This is a genomic window from Burkholderia sp. WP9, assembly GCF_900104795.1.
Taxonomy (GTDB): Bacteria; Pseudomonadota; Gammaproteobacteria; order Burkholderiales; family Burkholderiaceae; genus Paraburkholderia.
The window spans coordinates 1,416,293-1,441,425 of record NZ_FNTG01000002.1 but is presented as its reverse complement, the minus strand read 5'-3'; the positions used below and the strand labels follow the sequence as shown (position 1 = coordinate 1,441,425).

20 protein-coding genes are annotated in these 25,133 nt (G+C 62.1%); 6 read left to right on the top strand and 14 right to left on the bottom strand.

Annotation, left to right across the window (positions count from 1 at the left end):
* Positions 1 to 38: 38 nt before the first annotated feature.
* From BLW71_RS27705 to BLW71_RS27680, 6 genes are all read right to left on the bottom strand, one after another.
* A complete protein-coding gene (locus tag BLW71_RS27705) occupies positions 39 to 401 on the bottom strand; it encodes a cupin domain-containing protein (RefSeq protein WP_091804361.1) in 363 nt (120 codons plus the stop codon).
* Between the two features lie 147 nt (positions 402 to 548).
* The gene (locus BLW71_RS27700) at positions 549 to 1,625 is read right to left on the bottom strand and encodes a polyamine ABC transporter substrate-binding protein (protein WP_286162219.1); all 1,077 of its coding nucleotides are present in this window, start codon (positions 1,623 to 1,625) and stop codon (positions 549 to 551) included.
* 314 nt (positions 1,626 to 1,939) lie between these two features.
* Positions 1,940 to 2,161 carry a hypothetical protein gene (locus BLW71_RS42395; RefSeq protein WP_091808973.1) on the bottom strand — a complete coding sequence of 74 codons (222 nt, stop codon included), beginning with the start codon at positions 2,159 to 2,161 and terminating at the stop codon, positions 1,940 to 1,942.
* 197 nt (positions 2,162 to 2,358) lie between these two features.
* Positions 2,359 to 2,661, bottom strand: coding sequence for a DUF4148 domain-containing protein (locus tag BLW71_RS27690; RefSeq protein WP_091804355.1), 303 nt, complete (start codon positions 2,659 to 2,661; stop codon positions 2,359 to 2,361).
* Between the two features lie 170 nt (positions 2,662 to 2,831).
* Complete coding sequence (locus BLW71_RS27685; RefSeq protein ID WP_091804352.1) at positions 2,832 to 3,917, bottom strand: aldose epimerase family protein; 1,086 nt, start codon at positions 3,915 to 3,917, stop codon at positions 2,832 to 2,834.
* A gap of 33 nt (positions 3,918 to 3,950) precedes the next feature.
* Positions 3,951 to 5,168, bottom strand: coding sequence for a XylR family transcriptional regulator (locus tag BLW71_RS27680; RefSeq protein ID WP_091804349.1), 1,218 nt, complete (start codon positions 5,166 to 5,168; stop codon positions 3,951 to 3,953).
* A gap of 235 nt (positions 5,169 to 5,403) precedes the next feature.
* Here BLW71_RS27680 and xylA point away from each other — a divergent pair, with 235 nt between their 5' ends.
* The 4 genes from xylA (at position 5,404) to BLW71_RS27660 (ending at position 10,759) form a co-directional block, all read left to right on the top strand.
* Positions 5,404 to 6,726: a xylose isomerase gene (gene xylA / locus BLW71_RS27675; protein ID WP_091804346.1), complete on the top strand. Its 1,323-nt coding sequence runs from the start codon at positions 5,404 to 5,406 to the stop codon at positions 6,724 to 6,726.
* Positions 6,727 to 6,895: 169 nt separating this feature from the next.
* On the top strand, positions 6,896 to 7,924 hold the full coding sequence (gene xylF, locus BLW71_RS27670) for a D-xylose ABC transporter substrate-binding protein (RefSeq protein ID WP_091804343.1): 1,029 nt from the start codon (positions 6,896 to 6,898) through the stop codon (positions 7,922 to 7,924).
* Positions 7,925 to 8,003: 79 nt separating this feature from the next.
* Positions 8,004 to 9,563, top strand: a complete 1,560-nt coding sequence (xylG, locus tag BLW71_RS27665; RefSeq protein ID WP_091804340.1) for a D-xylose ABC transporter ATP-binding protein — start codon at positions 8,004 to 8,006, stop codon at positions 9,561 to 9,563.
* On the top strand, positions 9,560 to 10,759 hold the full coding sequence (locus BLW71_RS27660; protein ID WP_091804337.1) for a sugar ABC transporter permease: 1,200 nt from the start codon (positions 9,560 to 9,562) through the stop codon (positions 10,757 to 10,759). Before xylG ends, BLW71_RS27660 begins: the two co-directional genes overlap by 4 nt.
* A 27-nt stretch (positions 10,760 to 10,786) precedes the next feature.
* Here the strand turns inward: BLW71_RS27660 and BLW71_RS27655 are convergent, their stop codons facing one another.
* The gene (locus tag BLW71_RS27655) at positions 10,787 to 12,649 is read right to left on the bottom strand and encodes a tetratricopeptide repeat protein (protein WP_286162132.1); all 1,863 of its coding nucleotides are present in this window, start codon (positions 12,647 to 12,649) and stop codon (positions 10,787 to 10,789) included.
* Positions 12,650 to 13,134: 485 nt separating this feature from the next.
* Between BLW71_RS27655 and BLW71_RS27650 the strand changes: the two genes are divergently transcribed.
* Together BLW71_RS27650 and BLW71_RS27645 are read left to right on the top strand one after the other, a co-directional pair.
* Complete coding sequence (locus BLW71_RS27650; RefSeq protein WP_091804334.1) at positions 13,135 to 15,405, top strand: xanthine dehydrogenase family protein molybdopterin-binding subunit; 2,271 nt, start codon at positions 13,135 to 13,137, stop codon at positions 15,403 to 15,405.
* 43 nt (positions 15,406 to 15,448) lie between these two features.
* Positions 15,449 to 15,910, top strand: a complete 462-nt coding sequence (locus tag BLW71_RS27645; RefSeq protein WP_091804331.1) for a (2Fe-2S)-binding protein — start codon at positions 15,449 to 15,451, stop codon at positions 15,908 to 15,910.
* A gap of 343 nt (positions 15,911 to 16,253) precedes the next feature.
* On the opposite strand, the gene BLW71_RS27640 is transcribed toward BLW71_RS27645, so the two are convergent.
* The 7 genes from BLW71_RS27640 to BLW71_RS27610 form a co-directional block, all read right to left on the bottom strand.
* Positions 16,254 to 17,780, bottom strand: coding sequence for an efflux transporter outer membrane subunit (locus tag BLW71_RS27640; protein WP_091804328.1), 1,527 nt, complete (start codon positions 17,778 to 17,780; stop codon positions 16,254 to 16,256).
* Positions 17,777 to 18,844, bottom strand: coding sequence for an efflux RND transporter periplasmic adaptor subunit (locus BLW71_RS27635; RefSeq protein WP_091804325.1), 1,068 nt, complete (start codon positions 18,842 to 18,844; stop codon positions 17,777 to 17,779). The genes BLW71_RS27640 and BLW71_RS27635 overlap by 4 nt, the downstream gene beginning before the upstream one ends.
* A complete protein-coding gene (locus BLW71_RS27630) occupies positions 18,841 to 19,050 on the bottom strand; it encodes a DUF1656 domain-containing protein (protein WP_007176114.1) in 210 nt (69 codons plus the stop codon). Before BLW71_RS27630 ends, BLW71_RS27635 begins: the two co-directional genes overlap by 4 nt.
* Before the next feature lie 55 nt (positions 19,051 to 19,105).
* The gene (locus BLW71_RS27625) at positions 19,106 to 21,208 is read right to left on the bottom strand and encodes an FUSC family protein (RefSeq protein WP_091804322.1); all 2,103 of its coding nucleotides are present in this window, start codon (positions 21,206 to 21,208) and stop codon (positions 19,106 to 19,108) included.
* 6 nt (positions 21,209 to 21,214) lie between these two features.
* Complete coding sequence (locus BLW71_RS27620) at positions 21,215 to 21,835, bottom strand: MarR family winged helix-turn-helix transcriptional regulator (protein ID WP_091804319.1); 621 nt, start codon at positions 21,833 to 21,835, stop codon at positions 21,215 to 21,217.
* Between the two features lie 85 nt (positions 21,836 to 21,920).
* Positions 21,921 to 23,579, bottom strand: coding sequence for an ATP-binding protein (locus tag BLW71_RS27615; RefSeq protein ID WP_091804316.1), 1,659 nt, complete (start codon positions 23,577 to 23,579; stop codon positions 21,921 to 21,923).
* 4 nt (positions 23,580 to 23,583) lie between these two features.
* Positions 23,584 to 25,101 (bottom strand): ATPase domain-containing protein, encoded by a 1,518-nt coding sequence (locus tag BLW71_RS27610; protein WP_091804312.1) that lies wholly within the window; start codon positions 25,099 to 25,101, stop codon positions 23,584 to 23,586.
* Positions 25,102 to 25,133: the final 32 nt, after the last annotated feature.

The following is a 25,133-nucleotide window of genomic DNA, read 5'->3' as shown; positions in this document are numbered from 1 at the left end:
CGCCTCCTTCATCAGCCGCAGCGAAGCGGCGACACAATCTAGCCTTTGAACTCGACCGAAACAAAGACCTTCCTGCACGGCTCGACAACCTCCCAGGTTCCCTGAAATCCTGCGGGAATCAGAAACCGGTCCCCCGCGCGCACGGTTTTCGCGGTTCCATTCGCATCCCGAATGACCGACACGCCTTCGAGAATCTCGCAGTACTCGCTTTCGGTGAAATTCACGGCCCACTGACCGCAAGCCCCTTCCCAGATTCCCGCCGCAAGCTGTCCGCACGGGCTGGCGAAATGCGTATGAACGGTTTGGAAAGGATCACCGGCCAGCACCGCTTCTGCCTTCGGCATGTACTCGGCGCTTTCCTTGGCAGGCGCTGAAAAATCCACGATGTTCAGAATACTCATAAAGTCTCGAATGGAGGAATAAAGAGAACGCAACGGAAAAGAAGCGCAGCGCGCGCACCCACTGCCCGCGCCGCGCCCAAAAGAATGTCGCCCCATAGCAATAGCGCAAAGAGCGATTCAAAACACAATCACCAGGCACTCAGTCACTCAACTGCCTGACTTCAATTGGGCCCAAAGCCGGTTCTCGAGCCGCATGATCGGCGCAGGCTGTGGCCGCATCAACGTCATCTTGTTCAGCACGGCTTCAGGCGGATACACATTCGCATCCTGCTCGATCGCCGGCGTCACATACTGCCGCGCTGCGCGATTCGCAGTCGGATAGAACACTTCGTTCGTAATCTCCGCACTCACTTTCGGATCTTCGATGTAGTTCATCCATTTCATCGCCGCTTCGGGGTGCGGTGCATCTTTGGGTATCACCATCACGTCCATCCAGACGAGGCCCGCGTCCTTGATGTTCGAGAACCGCACCTCATACGCGCGTCTGGCTTCCGATGCGCGTCGCCGTGCAATCCCCACGTCGCCGGAAAAGCCGAACGCCACGCAGATGTCGTTGTTTGCCAGATCGTTGATATAGCCGGACGAATTGAATTGCGTGATATACGGCCGGACTTTCTTCAGCACCTCATATGCGGCCTGGTAGTCGCCGGGATTGGTGCTGTTCGGATCCTTATGCATGTACTGCAGCACCGCGGGGAAGACGTCGGCGGCCGAGTCGAGAAACGACACCCCGCAGCTTTTCACCTTCGCGAGATTCGCCGGGTCGAATAACAGCGACCAGCTATCCACAGGCGCTTCGCCTCCAAGCGCTTTCTTCACCGCTTGCACGTTGTAGCCGATACCGTCGGTGCCCCACGCCCACGGCACGCCGTATTGATTGCCGGGGTCCGCGTCGGCAATCAGTTTCATCAAGCCAGGATCGAGGTTGGCGAGGTTCGGCATCTTCGACTTGTCGATCTTCTGATAGATGCCGGCTTCGATCTGCCGCGCCATATAACTCGATGTCGGCACCACGATGTCATAGCCGGAACTGCCCGCAAGCAGTTTGGCCTGCAGCGTGTCGTCGCTGTCGTAACTGTCGTATTTCACGTTAATGCCGGATTGCTTTTCGAAGTTGGCAATCGTGTCCTTGCCAATATAGTCCGACCAGTTATAGACATTCAGCGATGTGTCCGCAGCGCGCGCGGCGTTCATTGCGGTCAAAGCGGTCAGCGAGCACAGCATCGTGCCGGCAAGCGAAAGCAGCGTGGCGTGACGAGTCTTCATTCTGCAATCTCCTTGATATCGATCTTCAGTTTTCACCGCAGTACGGGCGTGCGCGTGCCTTCCTTCTCGATTCGCGCAATCCGCAACGAATGCGAACGACGACAAGAGACGTGGCGTCGCCTGCCGCGGCGCAAGCGCACAGCAGAGCTAAAAAGAATGCGGATAAGCGCCGGCAAGCGAGCTTGCCGGGCATGAACGGACGACGTTGCAGGCGCGAGCGCTAAACGAACGGCCCCTCGCACGCAACACGGGTCCGCGAAAAGAGAAGGGGGCTAGGGCAGAAGCGACGCGATCTCGTCGGTGCGCACAGGAATGGCCGAGGGTGCTGCAACGACGTTATGCCGGCGTACGGAGCGACGCGACAATACCGTGTCGATAGACAGGGGGCGGGATGGCGAAGCGCAGTGACTTCCCTGATGAGCGATCGGACAGCCGAACAGGATCGTTCTTTCCCGACCGCGCTGGTATCTCACCAATGGACCACGGACTTTCACGATTGAACCCGAAGCGACGTTGAGTAGAAGTTCTCGATAATGCACATGCATGCACGGTGAGAACCACCGAACTGCCGTCCTAGGATAGCCGAGCCATTATTTTCGTCAAAGGATTTTCTGACAATACGCTGGTGAACGTACTAATGCGAGCGCATGACATGAAGCATGGCTCGCATCGAATGCGCGACGATGAAGCGCTATTGACCCTGCAGATTCGGATTGCCGGCGGGAACGCCAGAGCCGGTTTCGGACGAGCCTGTCGTGGAGGGACCGTATCCGGTAGCCACATTGTTCTGCGCGGAAACGCGGGCTTCGGCCGCCTGAATGTCGGCGGGATAGGTGGAGTCCGTTGCGACCGCGGGGTTGTAGCCGGCCTGTTCGAGCTGCTTCAATTGCGCCTTGACCTCGGCACGCGTGAGCGGTTGCTCGGATTGCGCGAACGACGCCAGCGGGGCGGCCAGCACGACGACTAGCGCCACTGCCTTGATGAGCGATTTCATGATGCTTCCCTCCGAGAATTTTTTTGGGGCGCCGCACCAATCTTCGGCACCATGCACGGATTCTAGGAAGCGAGTGCTCCAGGGGAAACCACTAACGCGGTAATTCAGTGTTGCGGCAAACAACAAGTCGGCGTGATGTAATGTCCGCCGTAATATTTGAGTAAACGTTTTTACACGCCCTGGCGTACATCCACTCGGTAGGCGGTGACCTGCCGATAGGTGTCGCCTGCGCGCACGATCACCTCGTCCTGTTCGGCCATGTTGACCTGATTCGGAAATCCGCCTGCTTCGAGACAAAAGCCCGCGTGCGGTTGATACGCAATGCCGCCGCGTCCCACATCGCCATTCAGCGAATTGCCGCTATAGAACTGTAAGCCGCGTTGATCGGTCGACACGGTCAATTCACGTCCGCTAGCAGGGTCGTAGGCGCGGGCAACCTGGCGCATGGCCGGCGTGCCGCTATTCGTGCCGAACTCACGCGTATCGCGCAGCACGTAGCAATGATCGAATCCGCCGGCCGTCGCCAACTGTGCGTGCGGCCATTCGAGCCGCGCACCGATCGGTGCGCTCTGCCGAAAATCGAAGGCGTTGCCCGCCACCTCGGCCAGCTTGCACGGAATCAAGTCGGTGTCGACTTCGAAGAATCGGTCGGCATCGATCGACAGCATATGGCCACGAATGTCCGCACCCGCGCGGCCAGTGAGGTTGAAGTACGGATGGCTCGTCAGATTGAGCGGCGTAGCCGCATCCGTGACGGCTTCATAGGCGATGGTCAGCGTGCCGTCGTCGTCGAGCGAGTAGCGCACTTGCGTTGTCACATTGCCCGGAAAACCGGCGTCGCCTTCGGGCGACTCCAGACGCATGAGCAGTGCACCGTTGTCCTCGCTCACATCCCATAGCGCGCGATGAAACCCGCTCGTGCCACCATGTAACAGGTTCGTGCCGTTATTCCGGTCGAGCGTGTATTCGATACCGTCGAGTGTGAAGTGCGCATTGGCGATGCGGTTCGCCCAGCGTCCTATCAGTCCGCCCATATAGGTGTTGGCCGCTACATACTCGGCGGGCGTGTCGTGACCGAGCAGGATATCGCCGAGTACGCCGGCACGATCCGGCGCATGCCACGACACCAGCGTCGCGCCAAGATCGCTGATGGCGACTTTCATGCCGTGCGCGTTACGCAGCGTGAAGAGCCGGACGGCGTCGCCGCTGCGCAATGTGCCCCACGGCTCAGAAGAAAGTTGTGCAATGCTGATCATGTCGTTGGTGAGAAGTAAAGAGAATAGGCATGCTCAGCCCGGCGCCGGTGCCGAATTCACCCGCTCCTGGTACTCGCGCGGCGTGCAACCGAGTTCACGGCGAAACACCGCATACATGTATTGCAGTGACGTGAAGCCGCAACGGATCGCCACTTCCGCGCTCGACGCATCGCGCTTCGCCAATAGCGCCTTCGCGACATCGAGTTTATGGCGCAGGATTTCCTGATGCACGGTGCACTGCCGCTCGCGCCTGAAGTACTCTTCGAGCGACGAACGCGACACGCCCACATAGTCGGCGACCTGTTCGGTGCGAATACCCTGGCACGCGTACTGGCGAATAAAGTGGCGAGCCCGCATCACGTAAGGACTCGCAAGCGGTTGGTGCCTGGTCGACTCGAGCACGTTGATGCCGACTGGCGGCACGAGAATGCGCCGCCCCGGAAAGCGCGCGCCATGCAGCATTTGATGCAACAGGTGAGCCGCGGTGCGGCCCATTTCCTCAGTGCCCTGAATCACCGAAGACAATGGAATTCGCGTCAACGTGCGTGTCAACGGATCGTTGTCGATGCCGATGATCGCGACTTCCTCCGGCACGGGAATTCCGGCAATCAAACACGCCTGGAGCAGATGCCGGGCACGAGCATCGGTCACGGCAATGATGCCGACCGGCTTCGGTAGATCCCGCAGCCATGCGGTGAGCTGCTCGGTCGCCTGATTCCATGACGGTGCGCTGGTCGACAGGCCGCGATACATCTCGCTGGTGATCTGCGCGGCGCTGCGGCCATCGGCACTGCGCAAATGGGCGAACGCGAGTTCGCGCTGTTGCGCCCAGCGGTTTTCCTGCGCTTGCGGCAGGCTGTACAACGCGAAGTGCTCGAGACCCGCGCCGATCAGATGCGTATAGGCGAGCGAGATGAGCTTGCTGTTGTCGGTGGCGATATAGGGTAAATCCGGGGGGTAGTGCGCTGGATCTTCGAACGACGAACCCACGGCAACCACGGGCAACGGACAATCGCGCAACGCTTCGCCCACTGCGGGATCGTCGAAATCCGCAATGATGCCGTCGCCGTCGAAGCGTTCAATGCCCGTTAGCCGGCAGCGAAAGTCTTCTTCGAGAAAGAGGTCCCACGCCACACGCGTGGACAGCAGGTAATTACCAATGCCGGTGATGATCTCGCGATCGTAGACCTTGTTCGCGTTGAACAGCAGTGCGATCCGATGCGTCGTCTGTGGTATTTGCGGACGGGTCATGGCGGTAAGCGGCGTTGGGTGCCCGTTTAGCGCGGCACCGGTTTTAAGCGTCTGGTTATTCTAGGCCTCGAATCACGCCCTGGTGCGAAACAAAATGGCGGGCGGTAAGAAACATCAAGCACGCTGCGCAATTTCGCAATTGCCGATGCATCTTGCAAGCGGCAGCATGGCGTCACCTTGTCGACCGGCGCGACGACGTCGCACGGGTTGCGGTGCAACATAACTGGAGACACAGATGTCTTACTTCGAACACATTCCCGAGATCCGCTACGAAGGCCCGCAATCGGATAATCCGCTTGCGTACCGCCACTACGATAAAAGTAAAAAGGTACTCGGCAAAACCCTCGAAGAACATCTGCGTATTGCCGTGTGCTACTGGCATACGTTCGTCTGGCCGGGCGTGGATATTTTCGGGCACGGAACGTTTCGACGCCCTTGGCAGCAAGCCGGCGATGCCATGGAGCGGGCACGGCAAAAGGCGGATTCCGCATTCGAGTTCTTCTCGAAGCTCGGCACGCCGTACTACACGTTTCACGACACCGACGTCGCACCCGAGGGGTCGAGCCTGAAGGAATACAGCGAAAACTTCCTGCATATTGCCGACTATCTGGCGCGCAAGCAGGAGGATAGCGGCATCAAGTTGCTGTGGGGCACCGCCAATCTGTTCTCGCATCCTCGTTACGCGGCGGGCGCGGCCACCAATCCGGATCCAGAGGTGTTCGCATTTGCGGCGACGCAGGTCCGCCATGCTCTCGATGCGACGCAAAGACTCGGCGGCGACAATTATGTCTTGTGGGGTGGCCGTGAAGGTTACGATACGTTGCTCAATACCGACCTGGTGCGCGAACGTGATCAGCTCGCCCGTTTTCTGCATATGGTCGTCGATCACGCGCACAAGATCGGCTTCAAAGGCTCGCTGCTGATTGAACCCAAGCCACAGGAGCCGACCAAGCATCAATATGATTACGATGTCGCGACCGTACACGGCTTCCTGCTGCAACACGGACTCGAGAAAGAGATTCGGGTAAACATCGAGGCCAATCATGCGACGCTCGCGGGTCATTCGTTTCATCACGAGATCGCGACGGCCTATGCGCTGGGTATTTTCGGCAGCGTCGACGCGAATCGCGGCGACCCGCAAAATGGCTGGGATACCGATCAGTTCCCAAATAGTGTGGAAGAGCTGACGCTCGCCTTCTACGAAATTCTCAAACATGGCGGCTTCACAACGGGCGGCATGAACTTCGACTCGAAAGTACGGCGGCAAAGTGTCGATCCGGAAGACCTGTTCTACGGCCACATTGGGGCAATCGACAACCTCGCGCTCGCTGTCGAACGCGCCGCGGTGCTGATCGAAAACGATCGTCTGGATCAATTCAAGCGTCAACGCTATGCGGGCTGGGAAGCGGAGTTCGGCCGCAAGATCCTGTCCGGCGACTATTCGCTCTCCACGCTGGCGACGGATGCGTTGGCGCGCGGTCTGAATCCGCAGCATGCCAGCGGCCATCAGGAGCTGATGGAAAACATCGTGAATCAGGCTATTTACAGCGGACGCTGATCCGGATCGCAGGAAGACGTGGCTGAGAAGTCGTAGCACCTCATAAAAATCGCGCGGCCACGTCGACCGCGCGAAACAGGAAGCTTTGGGTTGTCGCTTGTCCGGTCCTGCGGCTCGCAGCGCAGGCCGTCCAATCCGGTATTCCGGCTATCAGAAGAAGGAGAGAGACATGAAATTCGCAACGCGTCGTACCGTGTTGAGTTCGCTCGTGTGTGGAGCGGTGCTCGCCAGCCTGTCGCTTGTCGCGCCGCTCGCGCATGCAAGCAAGGATCATCCGGAAATCGGCTTCTGTATCGACGATCTGCGCGTGGAGCGCTGGTCGCGCGATCGTGACTATTTCGTTGCCGCGGCAGAAAAGCTTGGTGCGAAAGTGTCGGTGCAATCCGCCGACGCGAGCGAAGAGCGGCAGATCTCGCAGATCGAAAACCTGATTTCGCGCGGCGTCGACGTCATCGTAATCGTGCCGTTCAATTCGAAGACGCTCGGCAATGTGGTTGCGGAAGCAAGGAAAGCCGGCATCAAGGTCGTCTCGTATGACCGCCTGATTCTCGATGCCGATGTGGACGCCTATATCTCGTTCGACAACGAGAAAGTCGGCGAATTGCAGGCGCAAGGCGTCTACAATGCGCAGCCAAAGGGCAACTACTTCCTGCTCGGCGGTGCGCCGACGGACAACAACGCCAAGATGCTGCGCGAAGGCCAGCTCAAAATCCTGAAGCCCGCCATGGACCGGGGCGACATTAAAGTAGTCGGTCAGCAGTGGGTGCCGGAATGGAGTGCTTCCACGGCGCTGCGCATTGTCGAAGATGCGCTGACGGCCAACAACAACAAGATCGATGCGATCGTCGCATCGAACGACGGCACCGCAGGTGGCGCGATTCAGGCGCTCGCCGCGCAGCACCTGGCGGGCAAGGTGCCGGTCTCCGGGCAGGACGCGGACCTCGCGGCCGTCAAGCGTGTGATTGCCGGCACGCAAACCATGACCGTCTACAAGCCGCTGAAGCTGATTGCCGGCGAAGCCGCCAAGCTCTCGGTGGCTCTCGCGAAGGGCCAGAAGCCCGCCTATAACGCGCAATACGACAACGGCAAGAAGAAAGTCGACACGGTGCTCCTGCAACCCACGTTGCTCACCAAGAGCAATGTCGACGTAGTCGTCAAGGACGGCTTCTATAGCCAGGCCCAGCTCGCGAGCCAATGAGCGTAACGTGTGCGCGGCGGACGGCGATGCGCGTGGTGCGTATCGGCGCCGCCGTGCGCCTTGCAGCGAGGCATAGCGAATGACGCAACCTCTCATGACGATGCGCGGCATCGTCAAGGCGTTTTCCGGCGTGAAGGCGCTCGACGGTATCGACCTCACGATCGCGCCGGGCGAGTGCGTGGGTCTGTGTGGCGAGAACGGCGCGGGCAAATCCACGCTGATGAAAGTGCTCTCCGGCGTGTATCCGTGGGGCACGTGGGACGGCGAGATCATCTGGGAAGGCGAGCCGTTGAAAGCCGCCAGCGTGCGTGACACCGAGCGCGCCGGCATCATCATCATTCACCAGGAGTTGATGCTGGTGCCGGAATTGTCGGTGGCGGAGAACATCTTTCTCGGCAATGAAATCACGCTGCCCGGTGGCCGCATGAATTACGCGGCGATGTACCAGCGCGCCGACGAACTGCTGCGCGAACTCGGTATCAGCGGAATCAATGCCGCACAGCCGGTGATGAACTATGGCGGTGGGCACCAGCAGTTGATCGAGATCGCCAAGGCGCTAAACAAGCGCGCCAAACTGCTGATTCTCGACGAACCGTCTTCTTCGCTGACCGCATCCGAGATCCGTATTCTGCTCGACATCGTGCGCGATCTGAAGCGGCGCGGCGTGGCCTGTGTGTACATTTCGCACAAGCTCGACGAAGTGGCGGCCGTCTGCGACACGATCAGCGTGATTCGCGACGGCCGTCACGTCGCGACGGAGCCGATGCGCGCGCTTACGACCGACCGCATCATTTCGCTGATGGTGGGCCGCGAGATCAAGAACCTGTTTCCGCGCGAGCCGCATCCGATCGGCGAGGTGATCTTCGAAGCTCGTCATGTCACCTGTTTCGACGTGACCAATTCGCGTCGCAAGCGGGTCAACGACGTGTCGTTCGCGCTGCGGCGTGGCGAGATTCTTGGCGTGGCCGGCCTGGTCGGCGCGGGCCGCACGGAGTTGATGCAGGCGATCTTCGGTGCGTACCCGGGGGTGAGCGAAGCGACCGTGGTGATGGACGGCAAGCCGCTCAGGATTCGCGCGCCCGTTGACGCGATTCGCGCGGGCATCGCCATGGTGCCGGAAGATCGCAAACGCCACGGCATCGTGCCTGGGCTGAGCGTCGGCCACAACATCACGCTCGCGGTGTTGGCGCGCTTTGCCTCGGCTGGCCGGATTGATTCCGCGGCCGAACTCGATACGATTCACACGGAGATGAAGCGGCTTTCGGTGCGCGCCGCGCATCCCATGTTATCGATTGCGAGTCTGTCCGGCGGCAATCAACAGAAGGCCGTGCTGACACGCATGCTGCTGACCGACCCGAAAGTGCTGATTCTCGACGAACCCACGCGTGGCGTGGATGTCGGCGCGAAATACGAAATCTACAAACTGATTTTTCAACTGGCGCAGCGCGGCATGTCGATCGTGATGGTGTCCTCCGAATTGCCCGAAGTGCTCGGTATCAGCGATCGTGTGCTGGTGATCGGCGAAGGCGAGTTGCGCGGCGATTTCGTCAATGACGGTCTGACTCAGGAGGACATACTCAGCGCTGCGATCCGTCCCGTGCCACGATCCCCGAACCCAACCGTAGCGAGTGCCGCATGACGCCCGACGTTACTTCCCACCGCGCCGATGAAGCCGTGCCGCGAGGCGCATTCGGCGGTCCGCAGCGCCTTCAGCAACTGTTCGCGCGCTACAAGATTCTCGCGCTGCTGATCGCCGTGGCCGCGATCTGGATTTTCTTTTCGGTGCTCACGCACGGCGCATTCGTTACGCCGCGCAATCTGTCGAACCTGCTGCGGCAGATGTCGATTACCGGCATGCTCGCGTGCGGCATGGTGTTCGTGATCATTGCCGGCGAGATCGATCTGTCGGTCGGCTCGCTGCTCGGTTTGCTCGGCGGCGTGGCGGCGATACTCGACGTCAACCGACACTGGCCGCTCGGCGTCACGTTGCCGGTGGTCATGCTGCTTGGGGTACTGATCGGCATGTTCAACGGATGGTGGTCGACTTACCGGCGCGTGCCTTCGTTCATTGTCGGGCTCGGCGGCATGCTTGCCTATCGCGGCATTCTGCTCGGTGTGACAGGCGGATCGACGATTGCACCGGTGTCGGATGGTTTCGTGTTCGTCGGCCAAGGGTATCTGCCGAGACTCGCGGGCGATACGCTTGCGGTGGTGCTGTTTCTGTTGCTGGCGTTTCTGACGATACGCCAGCGGCGCAACCGCGAGCGCTATCAACTGCGGGTGGTGCCGTTCTGGCAGGACGTCGTGAAGGTGGTCGGCGCGGGTGTGATTCTCGCCGGCTTCGTCGCCACGCTTGACCGTTACGGTGGCATTCCCGTGCCGGTGCTGTTGCTGCTCGCGCTGCTGGGCATCTTTACGTGGATCGCCACGCAGACGGTGTTCGGGCGGCGCATCTACGCGGTCGGTTCGAACCTCGAAGCGACCCGGCTCTCAGGCGTCAACACTAACCGCGTGAAACTGGCGATCTTCGCGCTGATGGGGCTGATGTGCGCGTTCGGCGGCATCGTCAATACGGCGCGGCTTGCGGCGGGATCGCCTTCGGCCGGATCGATGGGCGAACTCGATGCGATTGCCGCGTGTTTTATCGGCGGGACGTCGATGCGCGGAGGGTCCGGCACGGTCTACGGCGCGCTGATCGGCGCGCTCGTCATGGCGAGCCTCGATAACGGCATGTCGATGCTGGACGTGGATGCGTATTGGCAGATGATCGTGAAGGGCAGCATTCTCGTGCTGGCCGTTTGGATCGATGTGGTGTCGGGGTCGAATAGGCGGTGAGATGAAAAGGCGGGAGAGGTGCGGCGGCTACTTTGGTCCGGTGCCGCACCAATCCGTCAGAGCTTCCCCCATTTCTTCGATAACGGGGTTCCAATCTCCGAGTTCGCGCTGGCGGAATAGCCGCATTGATGGGTACCAGGGGCTATCTGTTCTGGCGGTTAGCCAGCGCAACTCCGAGTACGCGGGCAAAAGTACCCAGACTGGAAGGTTTGCCGCACCGGCGAGATGTGCAGCGGCAGTATCGACGGTAATGAGCAGGTCAAGCGTTTCAAGAATGGCGAGCGTGTCGGTGAAGTCTTCAATGATGGGTCCGAGCGTGTGTAAATCAAATTGGTCTGCCAGCGGTACGCCGTCGCATTCATGCTCCCCTTTCTGTACGGAAAACCAGGTCGTTCCCGGATGGGAAAGAAGGGGTTTCAGCGTTTCGATACCGATCGATCGGAACCGATCTAGAGCGGTGTGCGCACCGCCCGCCCACACTACACCGATTCTCGTGCGTTTCTTATGCGCCGCTAATGGTGAGATGACATCGAGCTTTTGCCGCCATTGGTCAATATGGAGTGGCGCGGCCGAAACGTATGGCATGGCAATAGGCAACATGGAGAGATCAAGGTTCATATGCGCTGGCATTCTCAGCATATGGCTCCAATAGTCGTAAGGGCCGGCGGGTGTTGTTGTAAAAACCGACCGTACGCTCCTCATGCTTGCTGCGATTTTGGCGACAGGTTGGCTGACCAGCACATCGACAATAGCACCCTGCCGGTGTAGCCATTCGGCAAACCGGATGAACTGGATTTCGTCGCCCCGTCCTTGTTCGCCGACGAGTAGGAAACGACATCCGCAAACTGGTTCGCCATTCCACACCTGAAAATCTGGAAAGACCAAAGTGGCACGTGTTAGGGGCATGGCGTAAGCGGCATTGCGACGCGCCCATCCGCTCTTAAAATCGCCCTGACTCAGTTCGAGGCATGCAAGTTGGCACTGCATGACAGGATCATCAGGTGTGAGTCGGACCGCTTCCCTGCTGTAGGCCAGCGCTTCCGCAACTCTGCCGCGGACGCTCAGCGCATGTGCCGCGTAGTGGTGCAGCGTGACGCGTCGCGGATCGATCTCGAGTCCCTGGCGGGCGACACTCAGCATATCGGCGAAACGATCCGCTCTATATAACGCGAGACACAGCGCCTGCAATGTTTCGGGATTGTCCGCTTCCCGTGTTCTGATCTGTGCGATCGCACGGCTTGCCTGTGCCGTACGCTTGGCTTTGGCTAGTGCTGCGATTAAATCGAACCCGTCTTGCAGGGAAGATGAGTCGAGCGCCCATGCGGCTAGCCAATAGTCGGCGGCATCGTCAGCCTCCCCGAGTTCGGCGCTTATGCGCGCGATGGCACGCGTCGCATGATGAAGGTCCGTCTCTATGGAAAGAGCCGCTTTGTATTGCGCTTTCGCTTCGGCGAGGCGGCCGCCGCGTCGCAGGCAATCCGCCAGATTGCGATGCAAGGTTGCGGTGCTTCCAGAGAGATCAATCGCATGACGGTAGAACGCTTCCGAACGTGGGTAGTCGCCTTTCATCGCGGCGATCAGGCCGGCGTGTTCCCACAGATCGGCACGCGCTGGGTCGGCCTTTAGAGCGCGTTCCAGATACGCGTCTGTTTCTGGGATTTTTTCCAGGTGCACGCATACCAACCCCATACGGTGTAGTGCATGGACATTGTACGGGTTCGAGGCCAACGCCCGTTGGTATCCGCTTTCCGCGTCTTTCATGCGGAAGGCGGAGTAGTCGGCGTCTGCACGAGCAATCAGGGTCTCTACGTCGATTTCATCCGAATCGAGGGCGGTGGCGTTCGGCATTTCAAAGATAGCTAATTCGTCTATCGGATCGGAAAACAACACAAAAGCCTGTACTCATTTGTCACGTGAGGGTAATCGTTTGAAAAAATGAGAGGCAGCGGAAAGCGCCGCATTGCGTGAGAGGAGATTTCCCTTCGACGTCAGGAATGGCGCAGCGGCGATTGCTAGATGCATCAAGGACCATGGGAAATCGCCGAAGCTCCCGCGCGTTTTTGCTGAATCCTCTGCTCCGCCGAGTCGTTTTCGCAGGCACAGCCACGATGGCATGCTCGCACGAGCGCCGGCCTTCTGCCCGCAACGAACCGCCCTTACCAAGCCGTTCCCGCCTCATTTAATGAAACACCCCACGGCTTACCTCCATCACCGCCATCCTCCCCATCCCCCGCCCCAAGCCCTCCTGACTTAAATGCATGCATTTAAGTCCCACATCCACTCCACCGTCTTATTACTATTCGGAGGACCAACGCCAGGCGCGGACCCGCGCTTCACAGCTTCCCAGCCATCGTGCGAGCTGATCGAGCCATGCCATGTTAAAGCGCAGAACCTTCCTGCTCGGCGGCGCCGGCGCTGTCGGCGCGCTGCTGGTCGGCTGGTCGGTGCTGCCGCCGGGGCAGCGTTTGACCACGTCCATGCCGCTGCCGGCGCAAGGCACGCAGGTGGCGCTCAACGGCTGGGTCAAGATCGCCGCCGACAACAGCGTGACGATCATGATGTGCAAGGCGGAAATGGGACAGGGCATTCACACTGGCCTCGCCATGTTGCTTGCCGAAGAACTGGACGCCGACTGGTCGCAGGTGCGGGTCGAAAACTCGCCTATCGACAAGATCTACAACAGCGTGCAGAACATCATCGACGACCTGCCGTTTCGCCCCGACGACGATAGCGCCATTAAACGCACTATCGTCTGGATGACCCGCAAGGTGGTGCGCGAAGCTGGCACGATGATGACGGGTGGTTCGTCCAGCATCAACGACCTTTGGACGCCGATGCGCGAGGCCGGCGCCTCGGCCCGCGCCATGCTGATCGGCGCCGCGGCAGCGCAATGGAAAGTGCCTGCCGGCGAATGTCGCGTCGAAAGCGGTCAGGTGCTGCACCCCTCGGGGCATAAGGCGAGCTTCGGCGAATTGTCGTCGATGGCGGCGCAGCAACCGTTGCCGCGCCAGGTGGCGCTCAAAAATCCCGCCGACTTCAAGCTGATCGGCAAACCGTTACGCCGTATCGAAGCGGCGTCGAAGATCAACGGCACGGCGCGCTTCGGTATCGACGCGCTTCCCGACGGTCTGCTCTACGCGAGCGTCGTCATGTGCCCGACGTTGGGCGGCACGGTCGCGAAGTTTGATGCAACGCCGGCGGCCAGCATGCCGGGCTTCATCAAGGCGTTTGCCGTCGCGCCCTACAACGGTGGAACCGGCGGCATCGCGGTGATCGCGGACAACCCGTTTCGGGCGATGAACGCGGTCACCGCCATCAACGTGGATTGGCACGACGGCCCGGCGGCAAAGCTGTCTAACGCGGAGGTGGACCGTCGCCTCGCACAAGCACTGGACGACGGCGACGGCCACGCCTACTACCATCTGGGCGACGTGGACGCCGCGTTGAGTCGCGCGGCTCGCACCATCAGCGCCGAGTATCGCGCGCCGTATCTGGCGCACGGCGCGGTCGAGCCGCCCAACTGCACTGTGCAGGTCACGGACGGCTCGGCCACGGTCTGGGTCTCCACGCAAGTGCCCGCGCTCGCCCGGCATCACGTGGCAAAAGTGCTGGACATCGAGCCCGACAAGGTCGACGTGCAAATGCTTCTATTGGGCGGCGCATTCGGGCGGCGTCTGGAACTCGATTTCATCGCCCAAGCCGCGGCGATTGCGCGCCAAGGCGGCGGCCGTCCGGTGCAAACCCTCTGGTCGCGCGCGGAGGACTTCACTCACGATTTCTATCGTCCGGCATGCGTGTCGCGCCTCAAAGCCGGTATCGACAACAACGGCAAACTGCTGGCGTGGCAAGCCACGTCGGCAAGTCAGGCGATCGTGCCGGAATCCCTCGCGCGCTATTACGGCGTGCCGCGCATTCCGATCGACAAGACGACCTGCGAAGGCGCCTTCGATCAGCCCTACGAATGGCCCGCAGCGCGCGTGGCGCACAAGATTGTCGACCTGCCGGTGCCGGTCGGATTCTGGCGCTCCGTGGGCCATTCACATCAGGCGTTCTTCACCGAGGGCTTCACCGACGAACTTGCCGCGGCCACCGGCCAGGACCCGATTGCGTTTCGCGCGGCGCTGCTCGCGCAGCATCCGCGGCATCTGGCGGTGTTAAAGCGTGCGGCGGTTTTATCGGACTGGGGACACCCGTTGACGCATGCCGCCGACGGCGCGCGCCGCGCGCGCGGCGTGGCGTTGCACGAGGCGTTCGGCAGTGTGGTCGCGCAGGTCGTGGAAGTGTCGATCGGGCCGGATAAGCGGATTCGCGTGCATCGGGTGGTCTGCGTGATCGATTGCGGTATGCCGGTGAATCCGAATCTGATTCGTCAGCAGATGGAGAGCGCGATCGTGTTCGGTCTCTCCACCGCGTTGCAGGATGAAATCACGCTCATCAACGGTCAGGTGCAGCAGAAGAACTTCAGGGATTTCCCGGTCGTGCGAATCAACGATTGCCCGGCAATCGACACGGACATCATGCCGAGCCAGATGCATCCGCAAGGCGTGGGTGAACCGGGCGTGCCACCGGTCGCACCGGCGGTGGCGAATGCCGTGTTTGCATTGACGGGCCAGCGCTTGCGCTCACTGCCGTTGAGGCTTGCGTGAAGCACGGCGAATTCGAAAACTCAGGAACCCAGGGAGATTGGCGATGGGATCGTTGAACATCAACGGGCGGGCGGTGGCGGTGCAGGCCGACCCCGACATGCCGCTTCTGTGGGTGCTGCGTTGTGAACTCGGCATGACGGGCACCAAGTTCGGCTGTGGCGTGGGGATTTGCGGCGCGTGCATGGTCCATGTGGACGGCGAAGCAAGCTTCGCGTGCCAGACGCTCATGTCGAGCCTCCACACGCAGAAGATTACGACCATCGAAGGTTTGCAGGGTCCCGAAGCGCAGGCGCTGAAAGCCGCGTGGATCGATCTCGACGTGGTGCAGTGCGGCTATTGTCAAAGCGCGCAACTCATGGCGGCCTGCGCGCTGCTCAAGCACAACCCCAAGCCGACCGACGCCGACATCGACGCGGCCATGTGGCACATCGTGTGCCGTTGCGGCACGTATCCGCGGGTTCGGGCGGCGATTCACCAGGCGGCGGCAAAGCGTCGGCCCGCCTAGCGCCGCCGACGCTTTTCGCACCAACGCAAGAAGCCGCGAGCGTTCAACCTGCCAGCATTTCGACCACGGCGACGACGGCCGTGAAAACGCCGATGCAGCCGCCCAGTGCGGCCGCGCTCTTCATGAATTGCGACATACGTGTCCCCGTAATGAGTGGTTGATGGGACGTATTTAACCCGAAATGAAAGGCAAAAGAAAGATTATCAAAAATAATTCGTAAGCTTTGCGGGGAGGGGCAGAGCGTGCGGGTGGCGCTGCTCTGCCGCGACGGCGGGCCCGCAAAGCTGAGGCAAGCGAGCCGCAACGAGAGGCTCGCTTTAGACGTGCAAAATCAGAAGTCGCCTCAAGGCGCTTTTGCCGCAGCCGCCGTTGGCGCCGGAGCCGGCGCAGCTTTGACCGATGCCGCAACGGCGGGCGTCGAGCCGCCGGACGCGCTCTGCGGATCGATCTCCCATCCACCGCCCAGCGCGAGGAACAGGTTGACCTGATCGATCGCCACCTGGCCTTCCGCGGCGGCTGCCTGAGATTTCGTCGAGGTCAGTGTGCGCGTCGCATCCAGATCCGAAATGAACGACTCACGCCCGGCCAGATAGAGCCGATGCGTTTCATCCGCCGACTCGGCCGCCGACTTCACGGCGGCGCGCAAAGCGTCGGCGCGGGCGTAGTCCGACGCATACGTTGCGAGACTGGTTTCGGTCTCGCGCAGCGCGGTCAGCACCACGCCGTCGAACTTCGCCAACGCCACCTGGCTCGACGCCTGCGCTTCACGCACGCGGCCACGCGCGCCGTTCGCCGGGAAGGTCCAGCTGATCAGCGGGCCGAAGCCCCAGCGCGCCGTGGGCGAGGTGCCCAAATCTTCGAGAATCCCGGTCAAACCCGCCGAGGCACCGATGCTCACCGTCGGATATAGCGCCCCGGTGGCGACGCCGATACGCGCGGTGGACGCCGCCAGTTGACGCTCGGCCTCGCGCACATCCGGGCGGCGCTTGAGCAGCGCGGCGCCGTCGCCGATCGGAATCGGCTGGCGGATTTGCGGCAGCCTGTCGCAAGCGAGTACGGCCGGCGGCAAGTCGGATGGCGCGCGGGCGAGCAGCGCCGCGAGGCGGTACTGCGCGATCTTGCGGCGTGCCGTATAGCGCGGAATATCCGCCGACAAGGTATCGACCTGGGTCTGCCCGCGCGTCACGTCGGGCTGATTGCCACGGCCCGCGTCACGCAGGCGGCGCGAGACGTCCACGCGCTGTTTCTGCAGGGTCAGCGATTGTTGCGCAATCCTGAGTTCTTCCGCAGCGGAACATTGTTCGACGTAAGAGCGCACCACGTCCGCCACCACGGTGATCCGTGCGAGATCGGCGGCGGCCTGCACGGACTCGCTGTCGGCTTGCGCCGCTTCCACGCCGCGTCGCAGCTTGCCGAACAGATCGATTTCATACGAGACGTTGATGCCGATGTCGCCTTCATTGACGACCGGCAGCTTCTCGGTGAGGAGGTATTGTTCGGCGGATTCCTGGGCCCGTTCGATCACGGCCGAGGCCTTGCCGGAGAATCCGCCCTGCGCCTGCGCCACGCCCAGCGCTTCACGCGAGCGCGCAAGATTCGCCGCCGCGACGCGCAAGTCGGTGTTCGATTGCAGCGCCTGATCAACGAGTCCGTTCAGCACCGGATCGTCGTAGAGCTTCCACCACACGGGCGGCACGTTGCGGCGCGTCGTCAGCGCCGTGTCGGCGCCTTCGATCGGCGCGTTGGCCAGCGGCGCGTTGACAAGCGCCTGTTGCGGCAACGCATAGTTGGGACCGACGTTCATGCAGCCGTCGAGCGCGACGGCCAACGGCAACAGAGGCAATAAGGGCAGGGCGCGCGACAGCTTCATTGCGACGCGCCCGAGGTGACCGCGGCCGACGCCGGTCTGGCAGCGGAAGCAGCCGGAACAGCGGAGGTAGCCGAAGCGGAAGCGGAAGACGATACCGAAGCAGAAGATACCGCCGCGGAGTTAGAAGCCGAAGCCGTACCCTCCGACGCGGCCACCGCGCCCGATGCGCCCGCATCCGGATGCTTCCTGCCTGCCGGCTCGAGATCGCGCACCGACACCGTCGCGGTGCGTCCTGCGATCATGCGGAAATCGGCGGGCACTTCGTCGAGTGCGACGCGCACCGGAATCCGTTGCGCGAGCCGTACCCAACTGAACGCCGGGTTCACGTTCGGCAGCAGATTCGAGCCTTGCGTGCGGTCACGATCCTCGATACCTGCGACGATACTTTGCACGTGTCCGCGCAGCGCGTTCGGTTCGCCCATCACCTTGATATCGACGGGCTGGCCGATGTCGATGCCACGCAGCTTGGTCTCCTCGAAGTAACCGTCGACGCGGAACGAATGCATATCGACCACCGCGACCACCGCCCGCCCCGCCGCGACGAATTCGCCGGCGCGTGGCGCGCGGTCGTTCAGATAACCGTCGACCGGGCTCACGATCGTGGCGCGTTGCAGATTCAGCCGCGCGGTGTCGATGGCGACGTTTGCATCGGCGAGCGCGGCTTCGCCCTGTTCGACGCGCGAGCGGCTTTCTTCCGACACTTCCGCCGCGACGAGGTTGCCGAGCTTGCGGTTGCGCGCATCTTCGCGGCGCGCCTGATCGAGCGTGGCGCGGCGTTGCTGCGCGGTGGCCTGCGCCTGGCGCAGCGCGAGCGTATAGCGCGCCTGATCGATCACGAACAGCACCTGGCCTTGCTTGACCTGCTGGTTGTCCACCACTTCGACCGACGAAATCAGCCCCGAGATATCCGGCGCGACCTGGATTACGTCGGCGCGTACGTGTCCGTCGCGAGTCCACGGGGCGAACATGTAGTAGTCGACCAGTTTCCACAGCACGAGGGCCGCGGCCGCGACGACGATCAGGGTCAGCAGAATCTGACCGACGGAGAACCAGGTTTTTTTCACGTTATTAGTCTGTGCGAAACGACAACGACAAGGCCCAGCACCAGCACATAGATGCCGAGATCGAAGATGGAGCGATGCCAGACGAAGCGGTAAAAGCCGACGCGCGCGAGCACCGTGCGAATGGCCAGGTTGATCAGATACGCGATCAACATCAGCACGAGCACGGCCGGCACGAACACGCCGAAAATATCGATTTCACCGATCATCGCGGAAAGTGGAAAGGGTTGGAAACGGCTTGAAACCGGAAATGGACGGTGCGCATCAGGCAGCGGCCTCCGGCTCCGGCGGCGTGGGTATCAGCAACGTGGCCGGAAACAGCGAAAGACGCAAGCCGACCAGCGCATGCAGCGCGTCACGCAACTGGCGCGCCGACGTTTGCGAGGTCGCGCTCGGCGCGCCGGCGTTGGCGAGTCCCTGTGCCGTCACGCGTGCCACGGCGGCGTCGATCGACGACATCAGGCTTGCGGGTACCGGCTCGCGCTTGCGTCGGGCGACGCAGCTTTCGTAGTATTGGCGCACGTCGTCGAGCACGTGCTCGATCGCGGCCGGCGCTTCGCCACCCAGCTTGCGGGTCAGGCGGCGCAGATCGAGCGCGTTGAAGGCGATGCGCAGGTCGCGAAAGCTCTCGATCGACGGATGGCGATGGTCGTCCGTCGCGCCAAGGCGCGGGATCAACTGCATCAGGCGGTCGACCATGCGCGCGGCGAGATTGCGCGGATCCTCGATCGGCCGCGTGGACGCGGTGAGCGCCACGTCGGCCCAGCTCGAACGCAGCAGGCGGGCCGCCGCGAGTTCGGCGCCGAACGGGCGCGTGACGCGAGTCCACACATACGCGTAGAGCAAGCCGGCGAGGCCCGCGAGATTGCTGTTCATGAACACCAGAAAATTGGCGTCGTACGCGTCCTGAATGCTGATGAAGGTGGCCGTGTTCACGGCGACAAGTACCGTGGCCAGATTGAACTGCGGACGCGGAATCAGCGTGCCGACAAAGATGAACGGCGCGGCGAACAGGACCACCAGCATCGGAAAGTCATGCACGTGCGGCAGCACGGCGAACAGATACACGCCCGCCGCCACCACACTGATCGCGGTCGCCACGAAAAAGCGGAACACGAACGGCGCGGGCTCGTCGAGCGCGGCAAAAAAGCAGCACGCCACGGCCGCGAGCGTGACCGCGCTGGCACCGTCGTTCCAGCCTGAACCGATCCACAAACTGCACGCGAGAATCACGGCCGCCGCCGCTGAGCCGGTCGAGAACAGCATGATGCCGTGATCGTAGAAGCGCTCGGTGCCGCCCAGCCGCCAATGGCGAAACCGCGGCCGCCAGTAGCCTTCTTCGCGTGTAATGATGACGCGCAGCGAGCGGCAGTCCTGCCAGACATCGATCACCTGTTTCATACGCCACAGCGCGTTCGAGAGCAACGCGCCGTCCCAACCCGCGAGCGCGGACGGCGGCGGCTGCATGGCCGCGATCCGCTCTCGCAACGCGTTGGCTGTCGGGTCGGGATGATAGCCCTCGCTCACGGCGGGCATCGGTTCATTGAACCATTTGATGAGATCGGCGAGCAGGCTTTCCAGACCGTCGGGCCACGTCTGGCGGCCGCTGTTATAGAGCGCGATCAGCGGATCGGCGAGCGCCGACATGATCGGCAGCAGCAATTGCATGCGCCCGCGCAGTTCATGCGCGCGCGCCAGCACGTCGGGCCGCGTGTGATCGTACGCAAGCTGGCTCAGCAGCAATTCCAGACCATTGATGGTGGCCGCGATACGCTGCCGCGCGCCCGAAATCGCCGAGCCGGCAATGCGGCCGGACAAAGTTTCGGTCGCATAGAACGCGGCGTCGCGAAACCATGCGTCGGTGCGTTCGATGATGGTCGGGGCAAGCCGGCTCGGAAACAGCGCGCTGCCGACAATGCTCGCGCACACGATGCCGAGCGTAATCTCCTCGGTGCGGCTGATCGCGAGATCGAACACGCCGGTCGGATTGGTCACCGAAGGCAGCGCGATGATCGGCATCGTATAGCCGGCCAGCAGGAACACGTAGCTGCGCGCGGTGCGGTCGGACACCGCCAGATACAGCAGTGTGCCGGTCCATAGCGCCACGATCACGCTGAACAGATACGGCGATTCGACGAAGGGCGGCACCAGCAGCACCGCGGCCGAGGCGCCGAGCATGGTGCCGAGCGCGCGATAGAGCGCCTTGGAACGGGTCGCGCCGACAAACGGGTTCGATACGATGTAGACGGTCGCCATCGCCCAATACGGCCTCGGCAGTTCGAGCGCGAGACCGATGTAGAGCGCGATCATCGCCGCGGCAAAAGTCTTGACTGAAAATAGCCAGTCGCGAAGGGATGGGTAGACCATAAACCGTTACGCCGGATCGCCGGCCTCTTGCGGCGCGGCGGTGTCCGCTTCGCCTTTGTTCGACTTGTTCGCCTTGGCTGCGTGACGGACCCGGCCGCCGGCCGGCGCCCGTGCGCGCGAGGCGCGCTCATCGGGTTCTTCCCGGGCTTGGACGGCTGGTTCGTTGCCGGGGTTGCTGCTCTCATCAGCAGGTTCGCTGACCTCTCCCGTGAAAGCGGCCAGCACGCGCAAGGTCGCTTCGAGATCGCTGCGCGAGACGTCTTTCAACGCCTGCGCGCGCAGCGTGACCAGTTCTTCTTCCATTTTCGCGGTGACGGCGCGGCCTTCTTCGGTGAGCACCACGGTTTTTGCTCGACGGTCTTCGGGGTCTTCGTCGCGGCGCATCAAACCCGCAGCGCACAGTTGATCGAGCAGCCGCACGAGCGACGGCCCTTCGATGCCGATATGATCGGCGAGCGTGACCTGGCGCACCGCCGAGCCGAGCCGGCTCGCGGTCAGCAGCGGTGTGGCGCATGCCTCGGAGACATTGAAGGCCGCCAGCACGCCATGGCTCGTGCGCCGCCATTTTCGGGCGGCGACGACCAGTGTGCTGCTGACCGTGCGGCGCAAGGTATCGAGATTCGACATGGCCGCTATTGTATTTCTTTAAAAATTCGTTAGCAAACTATTGAATCGACCTTCTCGTGACTCGGGCTCATCATTAGAATCGCGCTCACGCCGCGAGCCCGAGCCGTACCGTACGCGCCAGGTCATCGAGTTGAAACGGTTTGCGCAAGATCGTGCAGCGCTTCACCGCCAGCCCGGAAATATCCACATCCGCATAGCCCGTGGCGAGGATCACTGGCAAATCCTCGCGTAGCTTGCGCGCCTCGGCGATCACGTCGATGCCGTTCATGCCGGGCATGGCGAAGTCCACCATCAGCAGGTCCGGCTTGTCGTCCTGTAAACGGTTCAGACCGGCGCGTCCGTCGGCGGCTTCGGTCACGGTGTAGCCGAGCATTCGCAGCGACTCGACCAGCATGGCGCGCACCTCGCCATCGTCTTCAACCACCAGCACGCGTTTTTCGCCCACCACGTTCGCTTCCGCGTTCGCTGCGGCTTCGGCCTGCGGCGTCACGCGTTCGCGCAATGGCAGCCAGATCTCCACAGTGGTGCCGACGCCTTCCTCGCTGAACAGACGCGCAGTGCCGCCGGCTTGCGTCGCGATGCCGTAGACCTGGCTCAAGCCGAGTCCCGTTCCCTTGCCGATCGGCTTGGTGGTGAAGAACGGATCGAACACGCGCGACACGACATCGGGTGGCACGCCTGAACCGGTATCGGCTACTTCGATGACCACGTAGGGGCCGCCTTCGAGTGTCTGATCCGGCGCTTCGCGCTCTTTCACGCGAATGCCGAGCTGGCCGCCGGCCGGCATCGCATCGCGTGCGTTGATGGCGAGATTGAGAATGGCCAGTTCGAGCTGATTGGCGTCGGCCTCGGTCCACATCTCTTCGCCGTCGAAGTCGTTGGTATAACGGATGCTCGACCCGAGCGACACCGTGATGATGTCGCGCATGCCTTGCAGCAACGTCACCACGTCCACGGCTTTCAGATCGAGGTTACTGTTGCGTGAGAATGTGAGCAACTGACCCGTCAGTTTCGCGCCGCGTTCGGTCGCCCGCTTGACGGTGGCGGCCATGCCACGAAGACGCTCATCGCTGCTCACGCGTGCGATCAACTCCGCGTTGACCATGATCACGTTCAACAGATTGTTGAAGTCGTGCGCAATGCCGCCGGTGAGTTGCCCGAGGGCTTCCATTTTCTGCGATTGCACGAGCACGGCCTGCACTTTGGCGCGCTCGTGAATCTCCATCATCAACCGGTTGTTGGCGGAAGCCAGTTCGTGGGTGCGTTCGGCAATGCGACTCTCCAGCGAGTCGTTCAGTTGCACCAACGCCTCCTGCGCCTGGATCCGTTCGGCCAGATGGCGGCGCGACTCGTATTGCCGCGCCCGTGCCCGCAATGACGACGCCACTGCGCGCCGCAGTGTTTCCGAGTTCAGCGGACGTTCGAGCACGACCACGTTGCCGAGCCGTTCCAGCACTTGCAGCCCGCGTTCTGAGCGATGCCCGACGCGTGAGGCGGCGAGCAGGGTGAACGGGAAGTCGGACCAGGCCGGCTGTTTTTCGAGCCAGTTGAACAGGCGCATGGCGTGGTCGCCCGCGAGCGCTTCTTCGGCGATCAACGCCGCGCCCGCGCCGGCGTCGAGCGCCTCGGTGAGCGCGTCGGCATCGCGGCATGCCATGCAGATGCGGTGGTCTTTTTGCAGTACTTCGGCGATCACATCGGCGTCGCGGCCAAACGGTGCCAGGATAAGGACGCGTTGCTCCATGAACTCACTTCCCGGGCGTTTCGATGACGCGGTTCGTTGCCCCGAGCAGGGCGGTACTGCCACGATAAGCCGGCAATCCGGACAGCACGCCTTCGAAGTCGCGCAGCGCCTCGCCGACTTCCACGCCGCCGCTACCGAGACGGAACTGGCGGATCGAGCGTTCGTGGGCGTTGGCGCGGCTCTTCACGGCAGTCACGGCGGTGAGCACTTCGCCGTGGTGCTCGAAATAGCGGAACAGCACGACCACGTCGCTCAGATAGCTGATGTCGATATCGTTCTGCACCTCGCCGATAATGCCGTGCTGCCCCAGCACGAGCATCGTGATGACGCCTTGCTGATTGAGATAGCCAAGCAGTTCGTGCATTTGCAGCAGCAGATAGCGCTCGCCGGGCATGGCCTGGAGATAGGCGTTCAGGCTGTCGATCGCAACGTACCGGACGCCTCTGTGTTCGACCGACTTGCGCACGTCGCTGGCGAACTCGCCCGGCGAGATTTCCGCCGGATCGATCTGGCGCAACGTCAACAAACCGCTCTCGACGTGCGGGGCGAGATACATGCCGAGCGCCGCACAGCGGATCATCAGCGTGGTCAGCGTTTCGTCGAATACGTAATAGACGCAACGTTCGCCGCGCTCGAGCGCCGCGATCAGGCACGACACCACCGTGGTGGTCTTGCCGACGCCCGAGGGGCCGATCAGCAGCGCGTTGGTGCCTGGGATCAGTCCGCCGCCAAGCAGCGCGTCGAGGCCTTGCGTTCCGGTGCTCACCACCTCGGCGTTGAACTCCGTGTGGTGCTCGGCGGCGACGAGGCGCGGATAGACATGGATGCCGCCGGTGTCGAGCGTGAAGTCGTGGTACCCCTCGCGAAACTTGATGCCGCGCATCTTGGCGACGCGCGCGCGGCGGCGATTGCCGCCATAGTCGTGTACCAGATTGTCGAGGCTGATCACGCCGTGCGCGATGCTGTGCAACTGCACGTCGCCCGGGTCGGACGTATTGTCGTCGAGTAGCAGCACCGTGCATTCGCGGGTGGCGAAATAGCGCTTGAGCGCGAGAATCTGTCGCCGGTAACGCAGCGGGTTCTGCGACAGCAGACGCAACTCGGAGAGGCTGTCGAGCACGATGCGTGCGGGTTTGAGTTCGTCGACCTGCTGGATCACGTTGCGCACGGTTTCGCCGAGTTCCACTTCGGCCGGGTGCAATACGGTCTGCTCGTACTGGGGGTCGAGGCCTTCGTCGGAGAGCAGTTCCAGCACCGTGAACCGGCTGATGTCCCAGCCGTGACTGTCGGCCACCGCGATCAATTCGGAGCGGGTTTCGGAGAGGGTGATGTACAAGCCTCCCTGACCTTCTTCTACACCCTTGAGTAAGAACTGCAAGGCCAGGGTAGTTTTACCTGTTCCGGGCGCGCCCTCCACCAGGTACATGCGGTGCGCTGTCAGACCGCCTCCGAGGATGTCGTCGATTCCATCGATTCCGGATGACAGGCGGGCCGGTGTGTTGGCGACGTGTCTGTTTGACATGGCGTGGCGTTTCGCGTGAATGAGTGGCTGAT